The sequence below is a fragment of the Algibacter pectinivorans genome, assembly GCF_900112595.1.
Lineage (GTDB): Bacteria > Bacteroidota > Bacteroidia > Flavobacteriales > Flavobacteriaceae > Algibacter_B > Algibacter_B pectinivorans.
On record NZ_FOMI01000006.1, the window covers coordinates 135,715 to 157,369 of the forward strand.

The window sequence follows — 21,655 nt, forward strand, 5'->3', positions numbered from 1 at the left end:
CATACTTGCACATGTTCGTGTTTTACTTTAAAGAGATGCTGTCTATCTCTAAATTAAAGGCTTCAGCTTTTTTGTTACCTATTAAAAAAGCAAGCATTTCAATTTGGTTACCTTCAAAATTTGGTAGCTCAAGTTTTTTACCTCTAAGGTTAGCATACATATCTTTAAAAGGGATTTCTATTGTTTCCCAACCAGTTGTGGTTTTAAATGGATAAATGTAAGCATGTTTGTCGCTCTTAAAAGTCTTTACTCTAAACTGGTACGTCTTGCCATCGCCCTTTAAAGAGATACAGAATTTAGAGTAATCTGCTGTTTTTAAGGTTTTTAAAGGGTATTTAACCATCGAGAAACCACCGTTGTTTTCTAACGATACTTCGCCGTAAAACAAGCCATTCCTATTAGCGTTTATTTTAAAAGCGCCTTCAGATTTTCCACCCATTACATTATCGTCCACCGTTTTCCAGTTGGAACTATCACTTTCTGCAGTAAAATTAATTAAGGTCATGGTTTTATGGTGTTATATTTAGTTTAGGGTTTGTATAAATATATAATTGTTTATTCATGTTTTGCTAAGAGGTGTTAATTTTATTATCGCATAAAAAAAATGCACTACTATATTTATTGGTAATGCATTTTTAATATTTAAAATTATTTATTATTGCTTGCTTATTTTGTTAGCTAGCACTTACTACACCCAAAGTATATAATTGGTCCATAGTAGGCGATTCGCTACCGCCTGCAGGCTCTAGAGTAATACCAAAGGCTTCACTTTCGTTAGCATTTTTAATTTCGAAAATTTTATTGGCATCAGCTGTAAAACTATCAATAGTTCCTAAACTTGTTGGTGTTAACGGTGTTAAGGTTAAAGACCAAACTTGGTAAACTTTCCCTTCTGGTGGGTCTGGTAAACCTTGAGCATCTAAAAATATACGATCGGAGTCTTTATCCCAATATACCTTAGCAAAAGTACTAGCAAAATTACCTTGTCCTGCTAGTGGTACTTTTGTAATATTATCGTCGCGTAGCACGCTAATTAAAACATTAGCATCTTCTAAACTGTTTTTAGAGTTAGCTATTTGAGTTTCTAATAAAGACTGTTGTGTTTCTGCTATTTGAACATCAGATTGTAATTGTTTATTTTGGTTTACTGTCCATAATAATCCAGCTGCTAAAACAATTGACGCTGCCCAACCTGTATAAGTAATCCAATTGTATTTAGGTTTTGCAATAGAGACTACTTTAGTATCCTTATTACCATCAAAACCTAATGTTTGTTTAATACGCTGTAAAATATGGTCGCTATCGCGTTGCGATGTTGAAGCGGTTAATTTAACAATAGCTGCCTCAATTTCTAAAACTTCTTGTAAAACCTCGGGGTGTTTTTGCATAAGCGCATAAACCTCCTCATTTTCTTTTTCAGAAAGGGTTCCAGCTACGTATAGTTCTAAGATTCCAGATTCTATGTATGCTTTTATATCCATTTTAGTTTAATACCATGTTTCTTAATTCCTGAATGCAATTTCTGTTTCTTGTCTTAATAGTACCAATTGGCATATCAAGAGCTTCAGATGCTTCACTTTGTGTGTACCCTTTAAAGTAAAGTAGTTCAATTACCGTTTTACATTTTTCGGCTAGTTTACCCACAAATTTTTTAATACCTATGGCATCTGTTTTATCATCCAGGTTTTCATTGCCTTCAATTATATCTACGAAAAAATCTGAGTTGAGGTTTTGTTTTGCGTTTTTAAAGGCTTTAGAGCGCGTTTTATCTATAGCTGCGTTTCTAGCAATATTTAAAATCCAGGTAAAAAATCTGCCTTTTTTAGATGAATAGCTGTCGGCTTTATGCCATGCTTTTATAAAAACATCTTGCATAACTTCTTGAGCAATATCATGGTCTCTTACAATATTGTAAATAACACCAAGCATGCTATCGCTGTACATATTGTACAGTTTCTCGAATGCTTTTTCGTCTTTTTGTTTAAGTTTTTCTACCAGCTGGTCTAATTCCATATAAGTTTTTTAGTGATTAAAATAATACTAATATTATATATGGTTTAGTTTTCGCGAAGGTAAGTTTCAACTTCAATGGCTACATCTTCCCAAGTTTTACTTACACCATCTGCTCCTTTATGTAAATCAAAACATACTTTATTTAAAGAGGCTAAAGCATCTAATGCATTCCAGTCTTTAAGATTCATGGTTCCTGTTAAGGTTACACGTCTTTCGTCAGTAATTTTAATATTTAATGGTAAATTATTAGTTTCTCCATTCATGGTAATAGAAGCTACATAAGCATTATTTACATATTTTATGGTTCCTTTTAAAAATTCGGTATCTAACATAGCACCAAAAAAGGAATTTATAATTTTACCATCGCGGGTGTTTGTAGCATCGTTTGTAAAAACGCTACTAACAGGTATAGAAAAGCTTAAGTTATTTAATGCTTCTTGTGGGGTAGCTCCAGATTTATTTTCGAAATCTAACAATTTAAATTTTCCTCCAACAGGAAGTTTGTCTGTTGTTTTGTAGGCCGTCCATTTTACGGTTGTACCTTCTGGTTTAACTACGTATTTCTCTGTTGTTTCAGCTTCCGTTTTTGTTTCTTTTTTTTCGTTTTTACACGATACTATACTTAGGGCTAAGGTTATTAATAGTATGCTTATTTTTTTCATTTTTATTGATTTTTTATTTAGCGGAAAGTTAAGTCAATAATAATTCAATTGCAAGATTTAGTATGATATATGTCATATTATAACTTGAGCTGTTGCTTTACTTTTGTGTTATAAACGTTAGGTATGTTAAAGTCATTAATAAATAAGTATAATATTGCGGGTCCTCGTTATACGAGTTATCCAACAGTTCCTTATTGGAACCACGAAACATTTTCATTAAAAAAATGGAAATCGTCATTAGTTCAATCTTTTAAAGAAAGCAATTCTAAAGAAGGTATAAGTTTGTACATTCACTTACCGTTTTGCGAAAGTTTATGTACGTTTTGCGGCTGCAATAAGCGCATTACTAAGCAGCATAATGTAGAGTCTCCATATATAAATGCAGTTTTAAAAGAATGGCATTTGTATTTAGAATTATTTGACGAAAAACCTATTATAAAAGAGTTGCATTTAGGAGGTGGGACACCAACATTTTTTAGTCCAGACAACTTAAAAAGACTTATTAAGGGTATTTTAAATACTTCAAAATTAGCACCACAACATGAGTTTAGTTTTGAAGGACACCCAAATAACACCACTCGGGAGCATTTGCAGGCGCTTTACGATGTTGGATTTACACGTGTAAGTTATGGCGTGCAAGATTATAACCCAACGGTACAAAAGGCGATTCATAGAATTCAGCCATTTGAAAACGTAAAGAAAGCCACCGAGTTGGCTAGAGAAATTGGATACACCTCTGTGGGGCATGATATTATTTTTGGATTGCCTTTTCATACCTTACAACATGTTGAGGAAACCATTTTAAAAACGAAGGCTTTACTTCCAGATCGACTGGCTTTTTACAGCTATGCACATGTGCCTTGGATTAAAGGAAACGGACAACGAGGCTTTGATGATGCCGATTTACCAAGTGCCGATTTAAAACGCAAGCAGTACGAACTAGGAAAGAAATTATTGGCCGAAGTTGGTTATAAGGAAATAGGAATGGACCACTTTGCATTAACTACAGATGCCTTGCATGCATCTATGATTAATGGCGATTTGCATCGTAATTTTATGGGCTATACCGCCTCAAAAACACAAGCAATGATAGGGTTGGGTGTCTCCTCGATAAGTGATAGTTGGTATGGTTTTTCTCAAAATGTAAAAGGAGTAGAAAGCTATTATAACTTGTTAAATGATAATATTATTCCGGTTTATAGAGGGCATATACTAAATGACGAAGATCTTGTAATTAGAAAACATATTTTAAATTTAATGTGTCAATTTGAAACCTCATGGACAAACGAAAACCTTTATTTTAATGACTTGCCAGACACTTTGATTAAACTCAAGGAAATGGAAAAAGATGGCTTACTACATATACATTCTAATAAAATAGAAGTTACCCAAAAAGGACAACCGTTTGTTAGAAATATATGTATGGCTTTCGATGTGCTTCTGCAACGTAAAGAGCCAGATACGCAACTGTTTTCTATGACTGTTTAATATTAAGTCATTTTAATATCAAGTATTAAAATATTCAATTTCAACTGTTTTTGCTTTATAACAAGAACCTAAAACTTAAAGACCATGAAAAAAATAATTATACCAATAGATTTCTCAGAACATTCAGAATACGCATTAAAAACTGCAGCGAAACTAGCTGAAAAACATAATGCCGAATTATTGGCGCTTCATATGCTAGAAATGTCTGATATTATGTTATCGACTACCGATGGTATTCAAAACCAGAAAACCATGTTTTTTTTGCAATTGGCAGAGCAAAAATTCAAAGATTTTTTAAATAAAGACTATCTAAACGATGTAAAAGTAACGCCTATAATAAAGCATTTTAAAGTGTTTAGCGAGGTAAACGACGTGGCTAAAAAATATGATGCCGATTTAGTAGTAATGGGCTCGCATGGCACAAATGGCTTTACCGAGTATTTTGTGGGTTCCAACACAGAGCGTGTTGTACGCAACTCGAACCTACCGGTTTTAGTGGTTAAAAACGATATGATGGATGTCAATTTTAATGTGGTTGCCTTTGCTTGCGATTTTAGCGAGGAGTCTATAAATTCCTATTTAAAAGCCAAAGAGATGTTTGGCAAACAAGGGGCTAAAGTATATTTAATACATGTTAATTTACCTAACGAAAGGTTTAAAAGTAGTTTAGAAATCGAGAAAAAAGTTGTTAATTTCTTTGCCAAAGCGGATAGTAATCTAGATAAAATGGAAGATGTCTTTTACGTGTCTGATTATACTATAGAAAATGGTGTTTTAAATTGCGCAAATAAAATTGGAGCCGATTTAATATTAGTACCAACACATGGCAGAAAAGGTTTAGCGCACTTTTTTCAAGGCAGCATTGGGGAAGATGTAGCAAACCATGCCACTTTACCAGTAATGACGTTTAAGATTTAACATAAATGTGGTATTTAAAATAAATATATAGCCATTCGTACTATCTTAAAGTTTATGGGTGTTGCCTTAAAAATAGATGGCGTTATGCATTATACTTTCTAGTAAGTATTTTTAAAGTTATATATAGTTTTAAAAAGCAAATTCTTTTTATCGCTTTAAGTAAGATAATTTTACTATAGCTAACCCAATTATGCTCGTTTTAATTGTTAAAACTAACATAGTGTTGTTTTTTTTGTCTATATATTTTACAAATAAAAGGCTTGTGGTTAAATTGAATTTACTTTAGTTAAACGGAGTATTAGATAGTGCTAAAATATTAAATAAATTAGCTTTAGTTTTAAAAAAGCTATTTTCAAGGTCTATGGCTTTAAGTTTAGCTTCAATAAGTTTAGCTTCTCGCGAGTTAACTAAAAATAAAGAGCTTTCTCCTAAAAAGAATTTACGCTCTTCGGCCGTTAGCATTACTGTATAATCATTTACAATAGTATTGGTATAATCATTTTGTATTACGTAAGATTCTAATTCTTGATGTATAGCATCAATTTTATTTTTAAGGCTTACTTGGGTGTTTTTAATCTCGAAAGTCGTGTTTTGTAGCTTTATTTTTGCCAATTTTAAGTCGCTTCGTTCTTTTCTTAAAAACAAAGGAATACTAATGTTAACACCACTTTTATAGGCCGATGTACTAAAGGATCGTGCCACTTCGGGAGTTTCGGATAAGAAATTATATTGCAAATCTATTTGTGGTAAAAGGTTGTTTAATTTCAATCGTTTTTCAATTTCTAAACTTTGAAATTTATAATCTAAGGATTGTAGTTTTGGGTGATTGTTTATATCGTAGTTTTCTACATCCAATCCTGAGGTATTTAAGGTTAAATCGATAGTTGCAACCGTATTAATGTCTGGTATAATTTGGTTTTTAATTTCAATAGGTGTATTATCATTAAGCCATAAATAATTAGAAAGTTCTAGAGAGGCCTTTGTAAATTTAATTCTAGATTTTTCTAAGTTAAGTTTGCGGTTGTTTAACGCTATTCTAGCTTCTAGAGTATCAATGGCGGGTTTATCGCCAACTTCAAAACTTTTTTTAATCCCTTTAAATCGTATTTCGGCATTAACTAAAAAATCTTGATAAACCCGTTTTTCATTATAGGCCTTTAGCCAGTTAAAATAGCTTAATGTTGCGTTATATAAAATGTCGTTAACCAATAATAGCCTATCTGCTTGGGCTTGTTTTACGTATAGTTTGGACTGTCTTAACATGGCCATACGACTGTTTGTAAGCAACCCTTTAGCAACAGGAATAGAAACACCTGCACTGTATAATCCATCGTCCGGGACGTAAGATTCTGGGTTTAAAAAGTCACCAGTGTTTTCTTCAAAGTTTCCTTTTAATTCTATGCCAAACCAAGTTGGTATTTTAAACGATGCATTAAGTTTATCGTAATACTCGGTACCTTTAAACTTTTTTCTAGCATAATCTACTTCAAACTTAGGATCGAAAGCACCTCTAGCTTTCATAAGTTTAGCGTCACCTTCATTTATAGTTAAGTTGGCCTGCTTAACGATAGGATGAAACGATTTAACATAACCCAAATATTCTGATAGTGCCATAACCGATGTGCTATCTTGTGCAGAAACTACGCAGCTAAAACCTAGAAGAATACCATATATAAATGCTTTCATTATTTATCTTTTTTTAACGCTGTTTTACTGTCTTTTGGTTGGTAATAGTTAGGAGGGAAGCTGTTAATTTGGCGCCATAACTCGAACCAGATTGGAACATCTTCAAGCAGGGCAATGGTTTTTGCGCCAGAGCCAACACGTATAGCTTCGGGCCACTTATACTCGGAATGGTCTGGAGCAAGTAAAACACGATATTTACCGTTATTGCTTATAAAACGTTCTATGGCAATAACTTTGGCACCGTAAGTCCCATAAGACACGTTTGGCCAGCCACTAAATACTATAGCTGGCCAACCATCAAATTGTACGCGTACTTTTTCGCCAAGGTGTAGTAATGGTAAATCGATTGGCCGTACAAAGGTTTCTACAGCTAAGTCGTAATTTGATGGCATAATGCCAACGAGTTGCTCTCCTTCTTTAAAAGTAACACCAATTCCACCTGTTAAAACTTTGTTTATAAATCCGTCTTGTGGGGCCGTTACATATAAAAGACTGTTTCGTTTTTTGTAATTGCTATATGCGTTTTCAAGTTTTTTAACTTGGGCTTCTGTATCGAACCCGCTAGATTGCGCAGTATACATATCGCTTTGTGCTTTTGATATTTTATCGGTAAACACAGCGTTGGTTCTAGATAGCTCTAGTTGTGCGTTTATAACTTCGTTTTTACTGGCTAAATATTTGTTTTCTTGCGATATGTATTTAGCTTGAGTTTCCTGAAGTTTTAATCGCTTTTCTTCAACATCTCTTATAGCTTTTAAACCTTCATTTTGTAAGGTTTTAATACGATTAAACTGTGTTTCTGCAATTTTTAAATTGGTTTTGGCAGCTTCTAAATCTATACTATCGCTTTTTACTTTTAATCGCGATTGTAACAGTTTGTTACGCGTTTGTTCTAGCTTTAATGTTTGTTCGTTTTGTAGTGCAGATATTTGCCTATTTAAGGCATCGACTTTTCCTCCATAAGCAGTAACCGAAGATGATTTAGCTTGAATTTGGTCGTTTGTTCTTTCTATTAACCTATCATCAAAATAGTCACTTTTTATTTCGGATATCCTTAAGATAGTATCGCCTTTTTTTACTTCGTCGCCTTCTTGCACATACCATTGTTCAATACGTCCTGGTATTTGTGATTGAATGTGTTGTGGCCGTTGGTTTGGTTTTAAAGTAGTAACTGTACCTTGGCCTGTAATGTTTTGGGTCCAAGGTAAAAATAGTACGATTAATAAAATAATTGCAGCGGCTAATAAAAAACGATTAAAGTATTTATAGTACTTAATGTTCATAACTTTTTTACCAGACTTATAGCTAGCAAGGTCAATTTTTTTACGAAACTGGTTATTAGATATATTGAGCATAACTTAATCGGTTTTAGATTTTATTTGACCTTTTTTTAAGGTGATAACTTCATTGCATTTATCTGTCCATACAGAACTAAAACTAACTACTATAAGCCCCCATGGTCTATTTGGATGCGATAAATAATCTACAATAGCTTTGGTTTCTTTTCTGTTAAAGCGATCTAGAGCATCTTCTAGTATAAGTATTTTTGGGTTTTTTAAAATTGCTCGTGCTAAAACTATTTTTTTTGAAATAGAATAGGATATTTGTCTGCCGTCTGGATATAATACGGTGTTTAAACCTTCGGGTTGTGTTTTTATAAAGGATTTTAAACCAACGATATTAAGAATTTCATATATTTTTTCATCTGAAATATTTTTGTTAGAAAAAGTTAAATTCTCTCTAATAGTGCCCTCAAATGGAGTTTCGTCTGATAAAGACAAGCCTAATTGAGATCTATAGAAGTTTAAGTGTAAGCTTTTTATAGACATATCATTAACATAAACATGGCCTCCTGTAGCCTCTATAACTCCTGCTATAAGACGTAATAATGTAGATTTGCCCGAGCCACTTTCTCCTTTTACTAAAATTCTACTTTTGGAGGTTATTTTTAAAGAAATGTCTCTTAAAATATGAACATCTCTATTGTCTACCTCAAAAGCAACATTATCCAATTCAATTTTTAACCCTTTGCTAAATTGTGGGGTTTCGCCTTCTTGACTTTCTATATCTTTATCAACTATTTGTCCAATTTTTTCTAGCGAAGTTAGGGTGTCGTAAAAAGCCTCTAAGCCTATAATAAGTTTTTCTACAGAGGCAATTACTAATAAAATAATAATTTCTGCGGCTACAAATTGCCCAATATTCATTTCTTGATTTAAAACTAAAGCACCACCAATAAGTAGTAAGCTGGCGGTTACAATTACTTTAAAGCTTATCATTTGTATAAATTGAAGCATTAATACTCTAAAGTGACTTTCCCTGGCTTTTAAATAATTATTTACTAAATCGTCGTTTTTATTTATACCTAAATTTGTGCTCCCCGATAATTTAAAACTTATAACAGATCGTGCTATTTCTTGAATCCAATGGGCTACCTTGTATTTGGTTTTGGATTCATAAAGGCTTGTTTGTAAACCTTTTTTAGCTGTAAATTTAAAAACAACAAAAATTAGTACAAGTAATAGCAGGCCAAATACTATAAAAAATGGGTGGTAAAACGATAATAGAATTAAGGCAAATATAATTTGTAAAACAGCAGTAGGAACGTCTATTAATATTTTAGATAATCCTTTTTGAATTGTTAGGGTATCGAAAAATCGATTTGCTAATTCCGGAGGATAATAATTTCTTAATTCGGACATTTTTATTTTAGGAAAGAGATAGGCAAACTCAAATGAAGATCTAGTAAAAATACGTTGTTGTATAGTTTCTATGATTCTTAATTGCATTAGTTGCAGGGCCCCGGAAAAGACTACACCTAAGGTTACTATAATTACCAAAACTATCCAAGAAGTAGAAATTTGTGCACCCTGTAATAAATTTATAATTGCTTGAATACCTAAAGGTAATGATAAAGCTACTACGCCCGCAAAAATAGCGTAATAAAATATCTGTAAAATATCTCTTTTTTCTAGTTGCAGCATACCTATTAAACGTAGCCACGGTGTCATTTTTTTATGTTCCATATTTAGGATTTGAGGGTGTTTAATACTAAGTTTTTCATAAAGTTTGTAGGAGTTATTTCTGTATTACAGTCTGTAATAGTTTTAAAATGTTCTTTTAGGTAGTGTTGATGTAAACTACCTTCTAAAATTGTGCTAGCTAAACTAGAGGCGAATTTATAGTCTGGTTTTATGTAAATTATCATGTCACGTAAACGGTGTACAATGCGTTTGTAAATAATAAAATAGCCCTCTTTATTTTCTTGATCTACTTCTTTAGTTAAAAATGATTTCGAATTTTCGTTAACCATAATTTTATTTAAAATAATTTCGTTGATATGAGAAAAATTTGAGTCTTCTTTTATACTTCTAGTAACTATTTCTAGAGCCTTTTCTAATTTATCTTTTTGTTTTAAGCTGTGTGTTTCTAGTACTAATTGGTATTCTATCCACGCCCAATACCAAGACGACAAATAAAGCAGGAGATTGTGTTTATTCTCAAAGTATCTATAAATTGAACTTTCATTGGATCCTATTAAAACCCCTAGTTTTTTAAATGTAAAGTTATTAAAGCCAATGTCGTTTATTAATAGGATACTATGCTCTATAATTCTTTTGCCTAAATCTGAGGATTCAGGGTCTTTTACATAAATCTTTTGTGGGACATAAATTTTTAGATTTGATAGTGTTGAATCCATAATTAATAAATTTAATTGCAAATATAATAGTGTTACTATTAGTTTTGAAAATAAAACTATTGTTTTTCTTTATATGGGATTGAAAAATGCTATAGTATGGAGGCAATTTAGAGGTTTTAAAACTGTGGGAAGCCCCAGCAATTACGTAAAATGTATGTGTTGAAAACTTGCTTGGGCAAATAAGTGGGTTAGGGATTGCAGCGGAAAGCCCACAGCGAGGTACGAAGCGAGGACTTGTAGCGTAAAGCCCGACCCGAGGTACGCGGGTAACCCCAAAAAAATAAATATTAATGACAATCGATGCCGTTAGTAACCATATTGTAAACCGGAGCGGGAGAGAGGTAAGGTATGCCTAAACCCAAGCCGCGAATTATAAATAGTGCACCTATTATTACCACAAAAACGGGTATAATGTTTTGTATGCGTTGTCGTGCTTTGCCTTTTAAAAAATGGCTAAAGTAAATTGCAGTAGTCATTAAAGGTACGGTACCAAGGCCAAAAATACTCATGTATAAACTACCGTTTAAAGCATTACCACCAGCAATGGCTGCAAATACCGCCATGTAAACTAATCCACAAGGCAGAAAGCCATTTAAAAAACCTATGGTTAAAAAGGTGTCCATTGTTTTTTTCTTTAAAGCAGTACCTAAGGCAGATTTTACTTTGGATATTAGTTTGTAAATAGGTTTAGAAAAGTTGTATTTGTTAAATGTTTTTTGGGGTATAATAACTACTAAAATCATTAAAACCCCTATAATGATAGAGAGTTGTTGTTGGAAACCAAATATAAAAAGCCCTTTGCCAATTAGCCCGAAAATTAAACCTATTAGGCTGTAAGCTAGTAATCTGCCAACATGGTAAATGGCAATTTGCGATACTTTTTTTAACTGGTTAGTACGATCTACGGGCAACATAAAAGCTATGGGGCCGCACATGCCTACGCAGTGAAAACTTCCTAATAGCCCTAATATAAACGCCGAGAGTAGCATACTAATAATTTATAGATTCTTTAAATAAATAAGATTTTCCGTTATATTGCCAATCTATTTTAATGTTCCAACGACCATCTACCAAACGATTGTCAGGTATGAGCAAATTTGAATTAGACAAAGAGATAGCAGCCTCGAAGTCTAGTTGTTTGTTAGATGGTCTATATAGGAACAATTTACCTGTAATGTTTTTGTAATTTAATGAATCGGGAAACTGGATAACTAAGCCTTGGTTTGTTTTTTTGTAGGTTACATTTTGGTGTAATTCGCTAGCGCTTTCTAGTTTATTTATATCGTTTTGGTATTGCAACTCTTCGGCATAATAATCTTCGCTAACCAAATCGTGGTCGTACTTGCTATTAACACTCATGGTAATTACAAAATACATAATAAACGAGATAAAAGCTACAATAGCAATAACAATTCCGGTGCCCCAATTAATTTTCATGATTTTCTTTTTTAGTTACTTGTACTTTGTTGCTGGTTATTTGTTTTTTGGTTAACCTTTAGCTATTTAAAACTCCGTGGGCCTAAAAAGTTAGCCGTTGTGGTTTCAATTAACTTATCGCCTTTGTACACGCCAATTTTTATTTTATTTCTGTCGCCAGATAATGCCGAATTATTAATTTCTATAAACAAGGTACCTTCTGCTATACCTTGACTTGGTACAATAAAATCGTTACCTGTTGAAACTAATTTTAATTCGCCTTTATGAGACATGAGTTTAAAACTTACATTCTCAATATCTTTAGATGTTTTATTTACTAATTTATAAGTAAATACATTGCTTATAATGTTATTTTCTTTATGCTCATATAATTGCCCAGGAAGCCTTAAAACATTAGCCTCTACATCGTTTCGTAAAAATAGCATGCCAACCAATAAACCAATTAAAATAGCAAGAACTGCTGTGTAGCCTTTCATTCTTGGTGTTAGTTTAAAAGGTGCTTTCTTTTCAATGTTTTCTTCGCTAGCATAACGAATTAAACCTTTTGGTAAATTAATGCTTTCCATAATGTGGTCGCACTCATCAATACAAGCTGTACAGTTTACACATTCTAGTTGTGTACCGTTTCTAATATCTATACCCGTAGGGCAAACGTGTACACATTGCATACAATCTATACAATCGCCATAACCTAATGCTGCTCTATCTTCGTTTTTTCTGAACTTTTTTCTGCCATTTTCGGCTTCACCACGTTTATGGTCGTATGCTACAACTATGGATTTTGTATCTAAAAGTGCACCTTGTAATCTTCCGTAAGGGCAAGCTATAATACAAACCTGTTCTCTAAACCAAGCAAACACAAAGTAGAATACCGCAGTAAAAATAAGTAAGGATATTAAGGTGCTTATATTATTAAACGGACCTTCGGAAATGTATTGTATTAGCTTGTCGCTACTTATTAAATAAGCCAGAAAAACATTAGCAATGATAAAGGAGATTAAAACAAATATTAAGGTTTTTAGTCCTTTTTTTCTAATTTTTTCGGCATCCCATTTTTGCTTGTCTAGCTTACGTTGTTTGTTTCTGTCGCCTTCAATCCAGTATTCAATGCGTCTAAAAACCATTTCCATAAAAATGGTTTGCGGACAAATCCACCCGCAAAATATACGTCCGAAAGCTACCGTAAAAAGGGCTATAAAAATAACACCAATTAACATAGATATTACAAACAAATGAAAATCTTGTGGCCAAAAAGGAAACCCGAAAATATTAAAACGGCGTTCCAAAACATTAAACATTAAAAACTGATTTCCATTTACCTTTATAAATGGTGCAAGTAGTAAAAATGCTAGTAAAATATAACTTACGTATTTTCTATACTCGTAAAATTTACCACTTGGTTTTTTAGGAAATACCCAAGCGCGTTTACCATCTTTGGTAACAGTACCAATAGAGTCTCTAAACGTTTCGTTTTCTGGAGTTTCCATGTTTTATTTGTTTGTGATTTTGCTATATATTAGTTACTAGGCTTACTCTACAGAAATAACATCGTTAGTTTTAGTTTCGATAGCCTCTGTAGGTACTGCGCTTTCAGGAGCATTTTCATCTACCCAAATATCGCCTTCGGCAGGTTTTGGGTTTGCTGGTGTTGTGCCTTGCAATGTCAATACATAACTGGCAACTTGCGCCATTTGTGCAGGTTTTAATTGTGCTTTCCAAGCAATCATACCTTTACCAGAACGTCCACCTTCAGATATGGTTTTAAAAACATTTTTAATACCACCGCCTAATATCCAATGGTCATCGGTAAGGTTTGGTCCAATACCACCACCACCATCTGCCATGTGGCAGGCTACACAGTTACTCTGGAAAATAGCTTGTCCAGCTTTTACATCGGCAGCATCGGTTAATACGGTTACTGTATTAAAATCTACTAAATCTTTAGCTGTTTTTTTATACGCTTCTAAAGCAATTCTAGCATCGGCTAATTCTGTTTCTAGTTCGTCTATTTGTGTATAGCCATTAAAAACGTGGAATCTTAATAAATAAACGGCAGCAAAAATTATAGAAATGTAAAAAGAATACACCCACCATGGTGGTAAGTTATTATCTAGCTCTTTAATACCGTCGTAATTATGATCTAGGATAATTTCCGTTTCTTCTTCTATTGGCTTTTGTCCTAATAGTTTTTGGTAGGTCTCTTTTAACCATGTGAATTTAATGGTGCTTTCTTTTTCTGCTAAAAAACGAGCTTTACCAGCTTCATCTAATTTATGAAGCATCACATTTTCTAGAGCACCAATAATAGCCTCGATAGCAATTAATATTAATAATACTAAAAGTAGAAATAGTAATACTGCTGGATACTCAACAAATGCTGGCTTCTCGCCAGAATCTATAAAGAATTCTACGGCTCCAAAAATAATAAAGAATGCTACTGGAACACGAATCCAGGATGGAACTAATTGTCTCATAATATATCGTCGTTTTGGTTGTCTAATGGCATGTTACTTACCTTGTCTATATAATCTTTTTTAGCGGTTATAACCCACCAAAATAGCACTACAAAAAAGGTGAAAAAGATAATTAATGAAATCACTGGGTAAATCTCGATTCCTGCAATACTCTCCATATGGTTTTTTACAAATTTCAACATGACTTTTAATGTTTTAGTAAGTTAATTTTGTGCTGTTTCCAATTTAATATCTGTTCCTAAGCGTTGTAAATACGCTATAAGAGCTACAATTTCTCGGTTTTTCATTTCTACAAATGGTTCACCGTTGTCTAAAGCGTATTGCTTGTCCGCTTCATACGTTTTTGTAAAATCAGGATCGGCATGAAGGTTCTCTTCAATTTTAGCACCTTGCTCTAACATACTTTGTTGGGCGTTGGCTATGTCTTGGTCTGTATAAGGCACACCAAGAGTTACCATAGCTTCCATTTTTTTCTCGGTCATCGATTTATCTAATTCACTACTAGAACCTGTAATTAACCAAGGGTAACGCGGCATTATAGAACCCGATGAGGTACTCTGCGGATCGTACATGTGGTTAAAGTGCCAGTTATCTGAGTATTTACCACCAATTCTGTGTAAATCTGGTCCGGTACGTTTACTACCCCAAAGGAATGGATGGTCGTAAACAAACTCGCCTGCTTTAGAGTAATCGCCGTAACGTTCTACTTCACTTCTAAACGGACGTATCATTTGCGAATGACAACCCACACAACCTTCACGAATATAGATGTCTCGACCTTCTAACTCTAAAGGAGAATATGGTTTTACACTGGCTATAGTTGGTATATTAGATTTTACAACAATAGTTGGTACAATTTGTACAAGACCACCAATTAAAATAGCTATAGTAGCGCCTATGGTTAATTGTATTGGCTTCCGCTCAATCCATGTGTGCCAGCCTTCATTTGCAGTACGTTTTCTAGAAACACGTTCCAATGCTGCAGCTTCAGCTAGTTCGTCTTCAACTTTGCTTCCTTTTTTAATGGTAGCAATAACGTTAAATACTAATATTAGCATACCGGTTAAGTATAAAGTACCTCCAATAGCACGCATCCAATACATTGGCATAATTTCGGTTACGGTTTCTAAAAAGTTACCATACGTTAAAGTACCATCTGGATTAAATTGTTTCCACATACTAGCTTGTGTAAATCCGGCAACATACATAGGTAAAGCATACATAATAATACCTAACGTACCTATCCAAAAGTGTAAGTTAGCAAGCGCTAAAGAGTGTAGTTTGGTTTTAAATAATTTTGGTACTAAATAGTAAATCATACCAAAGGTTAAAAACCCATTCCAAGCTAAGGCACCAACGTGTACGTGTGCAATAATCCAATCGGTAAAGTGCGCAATAGCGTTTACATTTTTAAGCGATAGCATTGGCCCCTCAAAAGTAGCCATACCGTAACCGGTAATCGCTACAACCATAAATTTTAAAACGGGATCTGTACGTACTTTATCCCAAGCACCACGTAGGGTTAATAATCCGTTTATCATACCACCCCACGATGGCATTAATAGCATTACAGAAAAGGCAACACCTAAATTTTGTGCCCATTCAGGTAAAGCTGTGTATAATAAGTGATGTGGTCCTGCCCAGATATAAATAAATATTAACGACCAGAAATGCACAATAGATAATCTATAAGAATATACAGGTCTGTTAGCAGCCTTAGGAACAAAGTAATACATAAGTCCTAAAAACGGCGTCGTTAAAAAGAAGGCTACCGCATTGTGTCCGTACCACCATTGTACTAAAGCATCTTGAACCCCTGCGTAAACCGAGTAACTTTTCATGGCGCTAACAGGAAGCTCTAAACTATTAAAGATGTGGAGCACAGCAACAGTTACAAACGTAGCAATGTAAAACCAAATGGCCACATATAAATGGCGCTGTCTTCTTTTAAGCATGGTACCTATTAAGTTCCATCCAAAAATTACCCAAACTAAAGCAATAGCAATATCAAAAGGCCATTCTAGTTCGGCATATTCTTTAGAGCTTGTATATCCTAAAGGAAGTGTAATAGCGGCTCCTACAATAATAAGTTGCCAGCCCCAAAAGTTTAATTTACTTAAAAGGTCGCTAAACATTCTGGCCTTTAGTAAACGCTGTGTGGAGTAATACACACCTGCAAAAATAGCGTTACCAACAAAGGCAAAAATAACAGCATTGGTGTGTAGCGGTCTTAATCTACCAAAACTTAACCACGAAATACCATCTGTTAAGTTTGGGAAAAGAAACATAAACGCCAATAGCAATCCTACAAGCATACCCACAACGCCCCAAAGCATGGTAGCGTAAATGAAGTTTTTAACGATTTTATTATCGTAATGAAATTGTTGCATTTCCATAATATTTACAATTAATCTTTTTTGGTTAGTACTGTTTTTTCTGTTTTGTTTTTAATTAATTCGTCTTCAAATAACATGCGTACAGAGGGCGTGTAACTATCGTCAAACTGTCCTTTTTTAACAGCAATTACAAAGGCTATAAAAAAACATATGGCCACTACAATGCTTACCGCAAGTAAAATATATATAACACTCATACCTATTAGAAGTTATGGTTCAAAAGTACTTTTATACTGTTTTTTAAAAGATGATATTTATCATGTTTCATCATTTTATTTGGGCGTTACCTCAAAAAAGAGGTCGGGCTTTCCGTTACAAGTCCTCGCACCTCCTGCGTCGGGCTGTGGGCTTTCCTCTTCAATCCCTAACGCAAAAAGCCGCACTTAGCCCCATAGGGGAGGAAATTGATACGTTCTCACTCATGTAAATCGTTTTCAGACTTTGCGTGTTCCTCCCCTATGGGGAGGCTAGGTGGGGCAACTATATTGGTGCAAATCGTTGTAAATACCACAATACTAATAGAACTCAACGGCATTAAAATAGCAGCAATAACAGGTGCTAATTGCCCCGTTACAGCAAAATATAATCCAATAAGGTTATAGATAAATGAAAACAGAAAACTCCATTTTATAATTTTTATAGCCGATTTAGAAGCCTTAATAAAATCATATAATTTATTAAACTTAGTGGCGTCTAAAATTGCATCACATGCCGGCGAAAACACATTAACATTCTCCGAAATGGCAATGCCAACATTACTTTGTGCCAAAGCGCCTGCATCATTCAATCCGTCGCCAATCATTAATACCTTGGAACCAGAATTTTGGTGGTGTTTTATGTATTCTAATTTATCATCAGGCTTTTGGTTAAAAAGTAGTTTTGTTTTGGCTGGTAAAAGCTTGGTTAAATTCTCTCTTTCGCCAGCATTATCGCCCGATAAAATAACCAAGTCGTAATCCTTTTTTAAAATTTTAAATAACTTCGATAGGCCTTTTCTGTATTTGTTATAAAACGTAAATTTCCCTTTGTATTGGTTGTTCGTGCTAATATGTACAGCGGTGTTTAAAGTAGCCGTTTCAAGAGCGTGACCCACATAAGGTGCAGATCCTATTTTTATAGAGTTTTGCTCATGTTTTGCAGAAATGCCTTGGCCAATATGTTCCTCATAATCATCAACAGGTACAATGTTGTTTTCTTCTAAAATGGCATACAACGACCGGCTTAATGGATGGTTCGAGTTCCGTAAAGTACTTTTTAATAAGGATTCTTCGGTACCAGAAAGTTCAAAACCATCATACTCAATTGTAGTTTGCTTATTAGCCGTAATGGTTCCTGTTTTATCAAAAATAATGGTATCTATAGCTGCTAATTGTTCAATTACCGAAGCGTTTTTAGCATAAAACTTTTGCTTACCAAAAATACGTAGCATATTGCCAAAAGTAAACGGTGCTGCCAAAGCAATGGCACAAGGACAGGCAATAATAAGTACCGCTGTAAATACATTTAGTGCTTTTGTAGAGTCGGTAAATAGCCAATATCCTGTGGCAAGAAATGCAATAGATAATATGGCAATGGTAAACTTTTTACTAATAGCGTTGGTTAGGTTTGTAAAACTGTCTTCTTTGTTTTTGTTAAAAACATCATTACTCCATAATTGGGTTAAATAACTTTGCTCTACAGTTTTTAAAACGTCTACCTCAATGCTACCGTTTAGTTGTTTTCCTCCTGCAAAAAGCTTGTCGCCAGATTGTTTGGATACCGTTTCAGATTCGCCAGTAACAAAACTATAATCAATTTTTGCTTTCCCTTTAATTAAAATACAATCTACAGGTATTAGCTCCTCATTTCTAATTAAAAGTCGGTCGCCTTTTTTAATATCATAAACCTGAATGGATGTCTCCGAGTTATCAGAAGAAATTTTAGTAATTCCAATAGGGAAATACGATTTGTAATCCCTTTCAAAAGACAAAAAGTTATAGGTTTTCTGTTGAAAAAATTTACCCAGTAATAAAAAGAAAACAAGGCCAGCTAAACTATCAAAAAAACCGGTACCTATATCTAAAACTATTTCGGCAGTACTTCTTAAAAATAAAACCGTAACACCTAAGGCTATGGGAACATCAATATTTAAAATTTTAGATTTTAAACCTTTGTAAGCCGAAATAAAATAATCTTGAGCACAATAAAAAACAACAGGAAGCGAAAATGAAAACATGAGCCACCTAAATAATGGCTTATATTGTTCCAACCAATATTCTGTAGATTCAAAATACTCCGGAAACGACAAAAACATAATATTACCAAAAGCAAATCCAGCAACGCCAAGTTTATAAATAAGCGATCGGTCTACATTTTTCTTACCAACACTATAGTCGTCCAAACTAATAAAAGGCTCGTAGCCAATACTGCTTAAAAGTTTTACTAAATCCTTAATGCTAAAATTGTTGGTATGGTAGTTTACACGTACTGTTTTCTTTCCAAAATTTACAATAGATGAGCTGATGGAGGGATGTAGTTTGTTTAAATTTTCGAGTACCCAAATACAAGAGCTACAATGAATATGCGGAATGTATAGTGTAACTATTTGAGTGTTCTCGTCGTTAAATTCTAATAAATTTTCAACAATTTTGGCATTGTCTAGAAAATTGTATTTGCCCTCAATTTCTTTGGGCGTAGCACCTGGAGCATTCTGTAAATCGTAGTAACACGTTAAATCGTTTACCGAGAATATCTCGTACACCGTTTTACAGCCGTTACAACAAAACGATTTATTATCATATATAATCTCAGTAGTTGTAGAATCTAATCCACAATGGTAACATGTTTTATGCTCCATAATATTTGCTCATTTATACCTATGGCAAAGGTTGCTATTAAGAAAAAAATAAAATATGATATTAGTCATGATTTATTTATTTTTACACAACTATTATAATAAAAAGTGGTATGGGTAAGTGCGAGCAATGTATTATTAAGCAGTTTAATTCTTTAAAATCGTTAACCAAAGATGAGTTAATGCGTATTTCTTCATGTAAAACCTCTAAAACTATAAAAAAAGGCGAAGTTATTTTTGAAGAAGGCGATACCTTAAATGGTGTATATTGCGTTAAGGATGGTGTTTGTAAACTATCTAAACTTAGCGAAAATGGTAAAGATCAAATTGTAAAAATGGTTGTTAAAGGACAATTATTAGGGCAACGTTCTTTAATTAGCAACGAGAGCTCAAATTTGCAAGCCGTTGCCTTAAACGATATGGAAGTTTGTTTTATACCCAAAAGTGAAATCATTGCAGACCTTCAAAAGAACCCTAAATTTTCGTTTGATGTGTTACAAGATATGGCTCACGATTTAAAGGAAGCCGACGATATTATAGTAAACATGGCTCAAAAGTCGGTTAAGCAACGTTTAGCAGAAACTTTAATTTATATACATAATAATTTTGGCGTAAACCCAGACGGGACATTAAGTGTGCTTTTATCGCGCGAAGATTATGCAAGTATTGTTGGTACAGCCACAGAATCTGCAATTCGTGTACTTTCTCAATTTAAAAAAGAGGGTTTAATTACTACCGTTGGTAAATTTATTAAGATCGAAGACCTTAATGGTTTAAGTCGGGTAGAATAATAGGCAAGACTAATTCTTGTTAAATTAAGTATAAAACTAAATTTAGTTTTTAATGTCCTGTAAAAATATAGTATTTTTATAGAGCTATGAAAAACAATATAAATTACAGAAAAGGTTTTGTATTTAAAAAATATGAAGCACCTTTCCAATCGCCATTCGATAAACTTTTTGAAATTTTCAAAGAGTTAATTACCCATACATCTGGCGATTTTGACGAGGCTATCGATTGGCTTCGCGAATTGGATAAAGAGTACAAGCTTACTACACCAGAGTACACTATAGACGATTTTATTGAAGATTTAAAACTAAAAGGCTATTTGCGTGAAGAAATTGATCCTGACGGAAATGGTGCTTTAGCTATAACTGCCAAAACAGAACGCGCCATCAGGCAGCAAGCTTTAGACCATATTTTCGGGAAAATTAAACGTAGCGGACAAGGTAACCATAAAAGTAAAGGACAAGGTGTTGGAGATGAGCATACTGGCGATTTTAGAAATTATCAATTTGGCGATGCTTTAGATAAGGTTTCTATGACCGAAAGCTTAAAAAATGCCCAAATTAATCAAGGTATTGGCGATTTTACATTATCTGAAGACGATTTGGTAGTTGAAGAAACGCTTCACAAGGCTCAAATGAGTACCGTTTTAATGATTGATATTAGCCATAGTATGATTCTATATGGCGAAGATAGAATTACACCGGCTAAAAAAGTAGCTATGGCTTTGGCCGAATTAATAACCACAAGATACCCTAAAGACACCTTAGAAATTTTAGTTTTCGGTAACGATGCGTGGCAAATTGAAATAAAGGATTTACCTTATTTAAAGGTTGGGCCTTATCATACTAATACCGTAGCTGGTTTGCAATTAGCAATGGACTTATTACGCAGAAAACGAAATACAAACAAACAAATCTTTATGATAACCGATGGTAAACCTAGTTGTTTACGTTTACCAGATGGCCAATATTATAAAAACAGCAATGGTTTAGATTCTCATATCGTAAACAAGTGTTATATGATGGCTCAACAAGCCAGAAAACTACACATTCCAATTACAACATTTATGATAGCTCAAGATAGTTATTTAATGCAGTTTGTACGGGAGTTTACCTATGCCAACCAAGGGAAAGCATTTTATACAGGGCTTAAAGGATTGGGAGAAATGATTTTTGAAGATTACGAAACCAATAGGAAAAAAAGAATTAAGGGGTAACGCCCCACCTAACCTCTCCAAAGGGGGAGGAATACTAAAACAA

20 protein-coding genes are annotated in these 21,655 nt (G+C 33.8%); 4 read left to right on the forward strand and 16 right to left on the reverse strand.

Annotated elements, in window-relative coordinates:
* Positions 1 to 22: 22 nt before the first annotated feature.
* The 4 genes from BMY96_RS10480 to BMY96_RS10495 all read right to left on the reverse strand — a co-directional run bounded on the left by BMY96_RS10480 (position 23) and on the right by BMY96_RS10495 (position 2,675).
* Positions 23 to 505, reverse strand: coding sequence for a CIA30 family protein (locus BMY96_RS10480; RefSeq protein WP_092851909.1), 483 nt, complete (start codon positions 503 to 505; stop codon positions 23 to 25).
* Positions 506 to 674: 169 nt separating this feature from the next.
* A complete protein-coding gene (locus tag BMY96_RS10485) occupies positions 675 to 1,481 on the reverse strand; it encodes an anti-sigma factor (protein ID WP_092851911.1) in 807 nt (268 codons plus the stop codon).
* 1 nt (position 1,482) lies between these two features.
* A complete protein-coding gene (locus tag BMY96_RS10490; RefSeq protein WP_092851914.1) occupies positions 1,483 to 2,013 on the reverse strand; it encodes an RNA polymerase sigma factor in 531 nt (176 codons plus the stop codon).
* A gap of 44 nt (positions 2,014 to 2,057) precedes the next feature.
* Positions 2,058 to 2,675, reverse strand: coding sequence for a YceI family protein (locus BMY96_RS10495; RefSeq protein ID WP_092851916.1), 618 nt, complete (start codon positions 2,673 to 2,675; stop codon positions 2,058 to 2,060).
* Positions 2,676 to 2,798: 123 nt separating this feature from the next.
* Between BMY96_RS10495 and hemN the strand changes: the two genes are divergently transcribed.
* Complete coding sequence (gene hemN, locus BMY96_RS10500) at positions 2,799 to 4,163, forward strand: oxygen-independent coproporphyrinogen III oxidase (protein ID WP_092851918.1); 1,365 nt, start codon at positions 2,799 to 2,801, stop codon at positions 4,161 to 4,163.
* An 84-nt stretch (positions 4,164 to 4,247) separates the two neighbouring features.
* The gene (locus tag BMY96_RS10505; protein WP_092851920.1) at positions 4,248 to 5,081 is read left to right on the forward strand and encodes a universal stress protein; all 834 of its coding nucleotides are present in this window, start codon (positions 4,248 to 4,250) and stop codon (positions 5,079 to 5,081) included.
* A gap of 282 nt (positions 5,082 to 5,363) precedes the next feature.
* On the opposite strand, the gene BMY96_RS10510 is transcribed toward BMY96_RS10505, so the two are convergent.
* From BMY96_RS10510 to BMY96_RS10565, 12 genes are all read right to left on the reverse strand, one after another.
* Positions 5,364 to 6,767, reverse strand: coding sequence for a TolC family protein (locus BMY96_RS10510; protein ID WP_092851922.1), 1,404 nt, complete (start codon positions 6,765 to 6,767; stop codon positions 5,364 to 5,366).
* On the reverse strand, positions 6,767 to 8,122 hold the full coding sequence (locus BMY96_RS10515) for an HlyD family secretion protein (RefSeq protein WP_092851924.1): 1,356 nt from the start codon (positions 8,120 to 8,122) through the stop codon (positions 6,767 to 6,769). The genes BMY96_RS10510 and BMY96_RS10515 overlap by 1 nt, the downstream gene beginning before the upstream one ends.
* A 3-nt stretch (positions 8,123 to 8,125) precedes the next feature.
* Positions 8,126 to 9,793 carry a peptidase domain-containing ABC transporter gene (locus BMY96_RS10520; protein WP_092851925.1) on the reverse strand — a complete coding sequence of 556 codons (1,668 nt, stop codon included), beginning with the start codon at positions 9,791 to 9,793 and terminating at the stop codon, positions 8,126 to 8,128.
* Between the two features lie 2 nt (positions 9,794 to 9,795).
* Positions 9,796 to 10,467, reverse strand: a complete 672-nt coding sequence (locus tag BMY96_RS10525; RefSeq protein WP_092851926.1) for a TetR/AcrR family transcriptional regulator — start codon at positions 10,465 to 10,467, stop codon at positions 9,796 to 9,798.
* A gap of 287 nt (positions 10,468 to 10,754) precedes the next feature.
* Positions 10,755 to 11,456, reverse strand: a complete 702-nt coding sequence (locus BMY96_RS10530) for a sulfite exporter TauE/SafE family protein (protein WP_092851928.1) — start codon at positions 11,454 to 11,456, stop codon at positions 10,755 to 10,757.
* A 1-nt stretch (position 11,457) separates the two neighbouring features.
* Positions 11,458 to 11,904: a FixH family protein gene (locus tag BMY96_RS10535; RefSeq protein WP_092851930.1), complete on the reverse strand. Its 447-nt coding sequence runs from the start codon at positions 11,902 to 11,904 to the stop codon at positions 11,458 to 11,460.
* A 62-nt stretch (positions 11,905 to 11,966) separates the two neighbouring features.
* A complete protein-coding gene (gene ccoG, locus BMY96_RS10540) occupies positions 11,967 to 13,391 on the reverse strand; it encodes a cytochrome c oxidase accessory protein CcoG (RefSeq protein WP_092851932.1) in 1,425 nt (474 codons plus the stop codon).
* A gap of 42 nt (positions 13,392 to 13,433) precedes the next feature.
* Positions 13,434 to 14,378 carry a cbb3-type cytochrome c oxidase N-terminal domain-containing protein gene (locus BMY96_RS10545; RefSeq protein ID WP_092851934.1) on the reverse strand — a complete coding sequence of 315 codons (945 nt, stop codon included), beginning with the start codon at positions 14,376 to 14,378 and terminating at the stop codon, positions 13,434 to 13,436.
* Positions 14,375 to 14,560 carry a CcoQ/FixQ family Cbb3-type cytochrome c oxidase assembly chaperone gene (locus BMY96_RS10550; protein WP_092851935.1) on the reverse strand — a complete coding sequence of 62 codons (186 nt, stop codon included), beginning with the start codon at positions 14,558 to 14,560 and terminating at the stop codon, positions 14,375 to 14,377. Before BMY96_RS10550 ends, BMY96_RS10545 begins: the two co-directional genes overlap by 4 nt.
* Positions 14,561 to 14,581: 21 nt before the next feature.
* Positions 14,582 to 16,774 carry a cytochrome-c oxidase, cbb3-type subunit I gene (gene ccoN / locus BMY96_RS10555; protein ID WP_092851936.1) on the reverse strand — a complete coding sequence of 731 codons (2,193 nt, stop codon included), beginning with the start codon at positions 16,772 to 16,774 and terminating at the stop codon, positions 14,582 to 14,584.
* A gap of 11 nt (positions 16,775 to 16,785) precedes the next feature.
* Positions 16,786 to 16,971 carry a cbb3-type cytochrome oxidase assembly protein CcoS gene (ccoS, locus tag BMY96_RS10560; protein WP_092851938.1) on the reverse strand — a complete coding sequence of 62 codons (186 nt, stop codon included), beginning with the start codon at positions 16,969 to 16,971 and terminating at the stop codon, positions 16,786 to 16,788.
* Between the two features lie 218 nt (positions 16,972 to 17,189).
* Positions 17,190 to 19,610, reverse strand: coding sequence for a heavy metal translocating P-type ATPase (locus BMY96_RS10565; protein WP_092851939.1), 2,421 nt, complete (start codon positions 19,608 to 19,610; stop codon positions 17,190 to 17,192).
* Between the two features lie 110 nt (positions 19,611 to 19,720).
* Between BMY96_RS10565 and BMY96_RS10570 the strand changes: the two genes are divergently transcribed.
* On the forward strand, positions 19,721 to 20,398 hold the full coding sequence (locus tag BMY96_RS10570) for a Crp/Fnr family transcriptional regulator (RefSeq protein WP_092851940.1): 678 nt from the start codon (positions 19,721 to 19,723) through the stop codon (positions 20,396 to 20,398).
* An 86-nt stretch (positions 20,399 to 20,484) separates the two neighbouring features.
* Positions 20,485 to 21,612 (forward strand): vWA domain-containing protein, encoded by a 1,128-nt coding sequence (locus tag BMY96_RS10575; RefSeq protein ID WP_092851942.1) that lies wholly within the window; start codon positions 20,485 to 20,487, stop codon positions 21,610 to 21,612.
* Positions 21,613 to 21,655: the final 43 nt, after the last annotated feature.